Source organism: uncultured Campylobacter sp. (assembly GCF_938030815.1).
Taxonomy (GTDB): Bacteria; Campylobacterota; Campylobacteria; order Campylobacterales; family Campylobacteraceae; genus Campylobacter_B.
This window is the reverse complement of sequence record NZ_CALHII010000200.1, coordinates 1-8,085: the sequence shown is the minus strand read 5'-3', so window position 1 is coordinate 8,085 and position 8,085 is coordinate 1. Positions and strand designations below refer to the sequence as shown.

Here is an 8,085-nt window from a genome sequence, read left to right as displayed (position 1 = left end):
GCAAAATTTCAATGCTTAGCGGCATAAAAGCGGCGGCGCTTTACCGCAACTGCGTGATGATCTGCATCTGCTTCGTGGCGCTTTTATTATTTTATCCGGCAGGTTGTTACAGAGAAGTAACGATAAAAGAGATGATAGAAGAGACTGTATGGAATTTAGCGATGCCCGCAGCCGCAATCTACATAATCGTAGCGTGGCTTCGCATAAATTTTTCGCTTGCGCGCGTAAGCGGCGTGATGACCTTTCGGATCTACGTGTGGCTCTGCGTGGGGTTTTTAGCGCTAAATATACTGTGCGGCGCGGGACCCTTCGGCTTGGCTAATTCCAAGCCGCAAACTGACGATGCGGTTGCGGCTTTAGTCATCACATCGTTGAAGGAATTTTTGCCGTTTGCCGCCCTCATAATAACCGGCATCGTGCACCTACTAGCCTGGAGCAAGATAGAAAAGCTCGCCTAAGCCGAAGCGCTTTCGTTTTGCAGCGACCGCGCGCTTTTGCAAGTCTAAACCGCAACGTCCAAGCCGCGCTATCCGGCGCAGCATCGCCGCACGCAGCAAAGCCGCAAGATAGCGCGTAAATTTAGAAAATTCAAAGGATAAAAATGAAAGAAATTTCAAAGCAAGATCTACTTCGCAAGGCGAAATTCCGCGGAGTTTTAGGCGCCGTGATTTTGCTAGGCATCGGCATAAGCGGCACGGTGGGCGTAAGCGACATAGACGAGGACGCGGTCGCGATTTTTAGAGTTTTAGCGCTGCTAGCGACACTAGCGATATTTTACGACTGCTTCGTTTGCCTAGAAAAGGCACTAGGCGTGCGCTTCGTTAAGACCTATAGGCTGATAGAAAGTATCCCAATCGTCGCTATTTTGTGCTACTGCGCCATGATAGTAGCGCTAAAAGAGGGCGCGATGCTTGATCTACTCTACACCCTGCTCTACGTCCTTTCGACGTGCGCGGCGGTGATAATCTGGGGCGTATTAAACTGCCGCCTAGCCACACTTAGCGGCGTGGATTTATTTAAAATCTACGGCATAGTGGTGTCCGTGGCGTGCCCCTGCGAAGCGGTATCGGGCGCGCTAGCTAAAATAGGCGTAATCCTCGCGCTGCTGTATCTAATCGCAGCGTCGCTGGTAACGGCATTTTCGGGGATTTTGCTAATCATAGCATGGATAAAATTCAACCCCGCAAGGTTATGCGGTGCGGAAAATTCTAGCGAGCTTGACGGCGCCAAGCTAGGTGCGGACGGCGAAAAACCGAGCATTTACAGCAAACTCACCGCTTTTAAGAAATCAGACGCGGACGATGCGAAAAAGCCCGCTTCCAAGGTGAGCGCAGATGATACGACCGCCGCAAGACGCCCGGGCAACCCCGGATTTAAATTCTAACTCTATTCGCAATACGGAATTTCGTAAAATTTTTAAAATTTAAAGCGCGGAATTTTATCGCGACGCGCGGCTCATCGGGCGGAAACACGGAATTTTAATTTAATTTTATCCGCTACGAACGCGCAAAATTTAGGGCAAAATTCCAAGCCGAAATTCCGCGATCAATTTAAAATTTTAAGCAGAGGTTCAATCCAAAAATTCCGACGAAGCAAAATCCAAGCCAAAATTCCAGCTGAAATTCTAAACTAAAATTCCGATCTAAATCCCTAATCCAGCTTATTTCTAAAAAGCGATGCCGCAAAGCTCAACGTGCCAAGCCCGATCAGCAGCAGCGGCACGATGAGATGCCACAGCTCGCCCAGGCCCGCGCCCTCCAGATAGATCCGCCACATGCAGTTGTTGGCATAATACATCGGATCGAGGTGCGCGATGTAGTAAAACCACCGCGGCATCGCGTCCGTAGGCGTTATCAGCCCGCTTATCATAATGCACGGCAGCAGGAACAAAAACGAGCTCACGACCGATTGTAGCGAGGTTTTGCAGACGGTCGAGATCACGAGGCCGATGCCTACGTTGCAGGCGCTAAAGATCGCGATAATCGCAAAAAGATCCACAAAGCGCCCGCGGAACGGAATTTCGAAATAAAATACGCAGATCAAAAACAGCGCGAGCCCCTGCGCGATCGCGATCAGCACGGGCGGCGTCGCCTTGCCGATTAGCATCTCAAGCGGGTTCGCGGGCGTCATCAGCATCATATCGAAGCTCCCCTCCTCGCGCTCGCGGGAGACGCTAAACGCCGATAGCATCAGCACCTGAATCATCGAAAGCCCCAAAATCATACCCGTCATGATCGTGTAGCGCGTGATCGTGTTTTCATTAAAAACATAGCGCGGATTTATGCTGATTAAATTCACAAAATGCTGCGAGTTATATTCCTGCACGATTGCCTGCACGAAGCCGATGATGGTGTTTGCGGAGGTCGTATTGCGCGAATCTGCGATGATCAAAAGCTCGTGCGTGCTTGCAAAATCGCTGCCGAAATAGATCCCGATGATCGCTTCGCCCTCGCTTACGGCGCGGCGCAGGCAGGTTAGGTCTTTGCAGCCAAGTTCGGTCTTAAACATCGGCGTAGCGGCGATCTGCTGTACCAGCGCGGTGGACGTCGCATCGCGGGCGTCGTCCAAAATCGCGTAGCGCACCTGCTCAGGGGTGAAATTCGCGCCGTAGCCGAATATGATCGCCTGCACCAGCACCGGCACGATCAGCACCATGCGCGTGCCCTTGTCGCGAAACATCGCCAAAAATTCCTTTTTTATCAGTGCGCGAATTCGAAGCAGTGATTTTCGCAGAGCGTTCATCGCGCGTCCCTTTTAAATTTAGCGGCAGCTTTAAATTTAACGCCATTTTCAAATTTAACGGCGCGGGCGGGCGGAACGGAATTTAAAGCGAAATTTAAACGCACCGCGGGCGTCGGTTTAATTTTGCGCGGCTCGGGCGTAAATTTCCGCAGCGCGAGCTTGAGCTTATACGACGCGAACATGAAATTTAAAATTTCAGATCTATTGCGCGGCACCTCGGACGCAAATTTCAAAAGCGCAAGTTTAAATTTACGCGGCGGCAAGGAGATGAAATTTAAAAATGCGTTTGTGAGGCTAAATTTGCTAAATTTTTCCGTGCGCCCTACTTCGTAGCCGTGCCGTGCAGCTGCGCTACGAAATCGCGCTATGTAGCGCCGCGCAGAATTCAAATATCTGCCCGCATGATTAAACTTAACCGCGCTCTGTTTTTCTATCACGTCGTGCGTATGCTGCGAAGTAAGCCGCGCCGCACGCCCTGTTTCGGCACTATCTACGCGCGGCAAAACGCAGCGCGGAGCGAACGGCAGCTCTTGAATAAATTTTAAAATTTTAAATCCACGCTGCAATATAAAATTTTGCGCTGTGTCCGCAAGACGCGCTGAAGCGCGCGTAAATTTTAAAATTCCAAACCGATTGCGTGGCACGGATGTAAATTTTAAAATTCTAAATCCATTGTGCGACGGCGCTGGCATAAAATTTAAAAACTCCGCCGCCCTTTGTAAGACAAAGCTTCTTGCGCCGAGAAATTTTAAAATTTCATATCCACACTCTGTTTGTTTGCGCGAAAATTTTAGAAATTTCATCGTGCACCCCTTTTTACGCTAAGCACGCACAAGCTGAAAAACAAAACCGCTCCGAGCGCCTGAATGGCGAGGTTTACCCACAGCGTCGCGCTCTGTCCGCCCGAGAGGAAGCAGATGCGAAAGGATTCGACCGCGTATGTGGGCGGCAGCAGGTGCCCGATGAAGTTGACCGCCGCGGGCAGTCCGCGCAGATCGAAGATCATGCCGCTAAGCAGCGTCACGGGCAGGTAGCCGATGACGATGGCGTATTCCTGCGCTAGGAATTGATTTTTGCAGATCGCCGAGATCAGCATGCCTAGGCAGGTCATCTCCAGCACGAAGACGCAAAGCGTCGCCAGCAGCATCGCCACGCTGCCGCGGATCGGGATACCTAAAAGCACCTGCCCGTAAACGAGCGTCATCGCGCCACCCAAAAGCGCTAGGAAATAATACGCGCCGACCTTGGCAGTGACGATCTCAAGCGCGCTTGCGTTGGAGTTGTAAAGCGAGGCGATCGTACCGCGGTCCCATTCGCGCGAGATCACGACCGCGACCATAAATAGGCAGATGAGCCCCAAAATCCCCACGTACTCGGCAGATACGAGATACCACGTCGATTCGTTGGCTTCGTTGAACCAGCTGCGATAATTCACGCTGACGGGCTTTGCCGCGGCGTTTAAATTTGCGTTTAAAAAGCCGTAATCTTGCGCCAAAACCTGCTCGATTACGCCTGCAACGTAAACGTAGCTAAGAAGCGCAAGCTGCGACTGCGTGGCGTTTTGGATAAGAAAAATTTCGGCGCCGTCTTGGTCTGAGTTGCTTGCTACGCCGCCTGCACTGCTTGCTCCGCCGCCGTTATTTGCAGCGCCGCCCGCGCCGTTAGCGTAAGGGTTTGTATTGGCGCCGCCGCTCTCATTTTGGAGATTGTCCGCACCACCCATGAGGCCTGTATTCGTATCGTCTGCACCGCCGATGAGGCCTGTATTCGTATCGCCTGCGCCGCCTATTAAATTTATGCTGCCTTGATTTGCGCCTATGTCGCCTGCGCCGCTACTAGAATTTGCAGTCGCGCCCATACTACCGCCGCTAGAATTTGCGGTCGCGCTGCTTGAATTTACTCCGCTGCCGCCCGCTTCTGAGCCGTTGCCGTATGAGCCCTCCCCTCTTGCGCCGGTACCGCCTGCAGAGGTGTTTATGCCGCTCTCCGTGCTAGCGCCCGCGCTGTCGTCCTCAAGCGGACGGACATTTTCGGCGCCGCTCGTATTTTGGATATCGCTTGCGCCGTCCATGGAGAGGCTTTCGTCGCTAAAGATATTTAAATTTACGCCGCCGCCCGCGCCGCCGAGTCCGCCCAAAGTGTTTTGAAATTTCGCCGCAAAGCGCGGATCAAAATACAAAATGCTCTCGATCTCGTGCGCCCTAAAATCCCTCCTCGCGCTCTCTAAGTCCGTGTAAACGCGGGTTTGCAGGTATTTTGAGCCCAAAAATCCGCCGAGCAGATCCCGCTCGATTTTGGAGCCCAGATCGCTTACGAAGCCCACCTTGACGGGCTTTATGTCCATTCGCATCGCGTATCCGTAGATTACGACCAAAATTAGCGGCATCAAAAACGCGATCACGAGCGCCGATCGGTCCTTTGCGATCTGCGCAAACTCCTTTTTTACGAGGATTTTTAAAAAGGTAAAATTCATCCGCCCTGCCCCTGTGCTCGGTTTTTGTGCCACTGTGCCGCTCGCGATAAGCCTTGGAATTTAAATCGCGCAAATTCGGCGACTACCGCGCTTTGAAATTTTATCAGTGTGATCACATTTGGCACGCCCCAAAATTTTAATTGCAAAAGTGCGGCAACCGAGATTTGAAATTTTAACGGCGCAGACGGACTGCTCGTGCCTATTTCGCCCATCGTGCCCTGAAATTTTAATCGCGCGAGCGCATACGGCGGGCTTTGAAATTTTAAGCAGTTGCGCAGCACGGTCTCGCCGCGGAATTTCTGACGCAAAAGCTTTGCGGCAGCGCAAAATCCGCGATGAAATTTTTGCACCAGGGCTTTAAATTTACAAGCTACTCGCAGGCTGACCGCCATTTTAAATTTGCGATCTGTTTGCAGAGCGGTCGCCCTTTTAAATTTATAATCCGTTTGCGAGCCGCTCGCGCTTTGAAATTTACGGCGCAGACGAAGCGGGCTTGTTTCACCGCGGAGCTCGCGCAGTATCCATCTAAAAAATCCACGCCGTGTCCCGCCGCGCGACATCTCATTCAAAATTCCACTACCGCTTGAAATTTCGCAATCTCTTAAAATTTCACCGCCGTTTAAAATTTTACTATCGCTCCAAATTTTGCCGCTGCTAAAAATCCCGCTGTCGCTTAGAATTTTACCGACATTAAGAACCAAGCCGCTCAAAATTTCGCCGCCGTTTAAAATTTCATCGCCCCGCAAGAGCCTTGCGCTGCTTGGAATTTTATCGCGCGGGCGCGCAGCTTTTCGCCCGGCTCGCATAAAATTCGGATCAAAAATCTTCGCCGCTCGCGCAAAATTCAGATCAAAAGCCCTCATCGCCCGCCTCGCTTCTAAATTTTTGCACCTCGTTTATGAAGGCCTGCTGCACGCTAAGCCGCCGCCCGTGCTGCACGCAGACCTCGTCGGGGCTGCCTAGCGCTAGGATTTTGCCGCGATCTTGGATCAAAAACCGATCGCAATACTCCGCCTCCTCCATAAAATGCGTCGTCACGACCACGCTCACGCCGGTGCGCGCCAGCGCGTTTATGCGGTTCCAAAAGAGTCTGCGCGAGAGCGGATCGGCGCCGCTGGTGGCCTCGTCGAGAAACAAAATCTCGGGGCGGTGGATGAGCGCGCACGCCATCGAAAGGTTGCGCCCCGCGCCGAACGGCAGGTTTTGCCACGTTTCGTTTCGCAGCCGTTGCAAGCCAAACTCGCTCAAAAGCTCCTCTATGCGCCGCTTCAGCGCCATGCCGCCGATGCCGTAGCTGCGGCCGAAATACTCTAAATTTTGATAGCAGCTTAGCTTTTTATAAAGCGAAAATTTCTGCGAGACGTAGCCGATGCGCGATCTGATCGATGATTTGGCGTAGCGCAGATCCTCGCCCATGACAGAGATCTCGCCTCCGCTCATTCCCAAAAGCGCGCAGATCATGCGAAAGGTCGTCGTCTTGCCCGCGCCGTTTGGACCCAGAAGGCCGAAAATCTCGCCCTTTTTGACCTCGAAACTCGTATTTTCCACGGCGGTGAATGAGCCGAATTTTTTACTCACGTCGCGCACTTTGATGACGGTTTGAGCCGCATCGAAGCTCTTTTTTTCGTAGCCGAAGTTTGCCGCGCCGATTTCAGCTTTGTTTAAAAAAATATACGCATCCTCCAGGCTCGCCTCGCGCGGGCTCAGTTTAAATTTAGCGCTTTCGTTTTCGTTAAATTTAATGCCCTCGTCAAATTTTATGCTTTCATTTAAAATTTTAAAATTTTCGCTGCCCCCGTTTTCGCGCTCTGTATTTTCATCATCACCCTCTAGGCTCGCGTTTAAAAACTCCTGCAGATCGCGCAGGCTTATTGGCTCATCGCTTAGCAGATCGACGCTGCCGTCTCTGGGGCAGATGTCGATGAGCGGGGAGTTTTTTAAAAATCTCTGCGTCTTAAACATCAAGCGGCGCGCCAGGCGCTGATAATCCTCGCCGTCAATGCGAAAGGTATGCTCCCGCAGCGCCGCGGTGATCTTTACGGCGCGCTCCTGCGCTATGATCTTGCCGCCGAGCAAAATCAGCGTCAGATCGGCATCCGCCGCCTCATCGAAATATGCCGTCGAAAATATGCATTTCGCGCCGCTTTGATCCAGATATTCGCGCACGATCGCCCATAGCTCGCTGCGCGAGAGCGGATCGACGCCGACGGTCGGCTCATCAAGCACTAAAAGCCGCGGACGAGCCGCAATCGCGCAGGCAACGCCTAGCTTTTGTTTCATCCCGCCGGAGAGCGAATCCACGGCGTAATCTTTAAATTTCAAAAGCCCTACGCGGCGCAAAAGCCCGCGCAGATACTCCTCGCCGTCTTTTAGATCGAGCCCTTTTAGGCCCGCGAAAATGTTTAAATTTTGCCAGACGCTAAGCTCCTCGTAAAGCCCCAGACTCTGCGACATATAGCCGTTTGCGCTGACGAATTCTTTATTTTCGCCGCTAGGGGTGAAGCCAGCAAATTTTATCTCGCCGTAATCGGGCGCGATGATGCCGCAGATGAGCTTTAAAAGCGTGGATTTGCCTGCGCCGTCGGGGCCCGTGAGGCTGATGAGCCGCGGCGCGTCGCCAATTCGCAGATCGAAATTTTCAAAAACGACGTTTTTGCTGCGATCCTCTCGCAGGTAAAATTTCTTTAAATTTACGATATTTAGTAGATCCAAGCCTAGCTCCAAATTTTATTTACTCGCCCGTCGCTTGGCGCGACGAACGAGACCTACGCACGCCGAAAAGGCGCTCTTTATCGCGACGCCTTGCTTCTACAGCCGCCGAGACATCGTGGTTTCGCAGCCGCTACGGCGTCTTAGTTTGGTGACCGCCG

At 52.2% G+C, this 8,085-nt stretch carries 7 protein-coding genes; 2 read left to right on the top strand and 5 right to left on the bottom strand.

The window, feature by feature from the left end:
* Both Q0277_RS07635 and Q0277_RS07630 read left to right on the top strand, forming a co-directional pair.
* The coding region (locus tag Q0277_RS07635; RefSeq protein WP_297996986.1) for a hypothetical protein at positions 1-458 on the top strand (458 nt) is incomplete at its 5' end.
* Positions 459-601: 143 nt separating this feature from the next.
* Entirely contained in the window at positions 602-1,384 is a 783-nt protein-coding gene (locus tag Q0277_RS07630) for a hypothetical protein (RefSeq protein ID WP_297996984.1), read from the top strand.
* A 266-nt stretch (positions 1,385-1,650) separates the two neighbouring features.
* On the opposite strand, the gene Q0277_RS07625 is transcribed toward Q0277_RS07630, so the two are convergent.
* Genes Q0277_RS07625 through Q0277_RS07605 form a run of 5 tightly spaced genes read right to left on the bottom strand, consistent with a single transcriptional unit; the run spans position 1,651 to position 7,927 of the window.
* Positions 1,651-2,742 carry an ABC transporter permease gene (locus Q0277_RS07625; protein WP_297996982.1) on the bottom strand — a complete coding sequence of 364 codons (1,092 nt, stop codon included), beginning with the start codon at positions 2,740-2,742 and terminating at the stop codon, positions 1,651-1,653.
* Positions 2,739-3,545 carry a hypothetical protein gene (locus Q0277_RS07620; protein ID WP_297996980.1) on the bottom strand — a complete coding sequence of 269 codons (807 nt, stop codon included), beginning with the start codon at positions 3,543-3,545 and terminating at the stop codon, positions 2,739-2,741. Before Q0277_RS07620 ends, Q0277_RS07625 begins: the two co-directional genes overlap by 4 nt.
* The gene (locus Q0277_RS07615; protein ID WP_297996978.1) at positions 3,542-5,215 is read right to left on the bottom strand and encodes an ABC transporter permease; all 1,674 of its coding nucleotides are present in this window, start codon (positions 5,213-5,215) and stop codon (positions 3,542-3,544) included. Before Q0277_RS07615 ends, Q0277_RS07620 begins: the two co-directional genes overlap by 4 nt.
* Complete coding sequence (locus tag Q0277_RS07610) at positions 5,212-6,078, bottom strand: hypothetical protein (protein WP_297996976.1); 867 nt, start codon at positions 6,076-6,078, stop codon at positions 5,212-5,214. Before Q0277_RS07610 ends, Q0277_RS07615 begins: the two co-directional genes overlap by 4 nt.
* On the bottom strand, positions 6,065-7,927 hold the full coding sequence (locus Q0277_RS07605; protein WP_297996974.1) for an ATP-binding cassette domain-containing protein: 1,863 nt from the start codon (positions 7,925-7,927) through the stop codon (positions 6,065-6,067). Before Q0277_RS07605 ends, Q0277_RS07610 begins: the two co-directional genes overlap by 14 nt.
* Between the last annotated feature and the right edge of the window lie 158 nt (positions 7,928-8,085).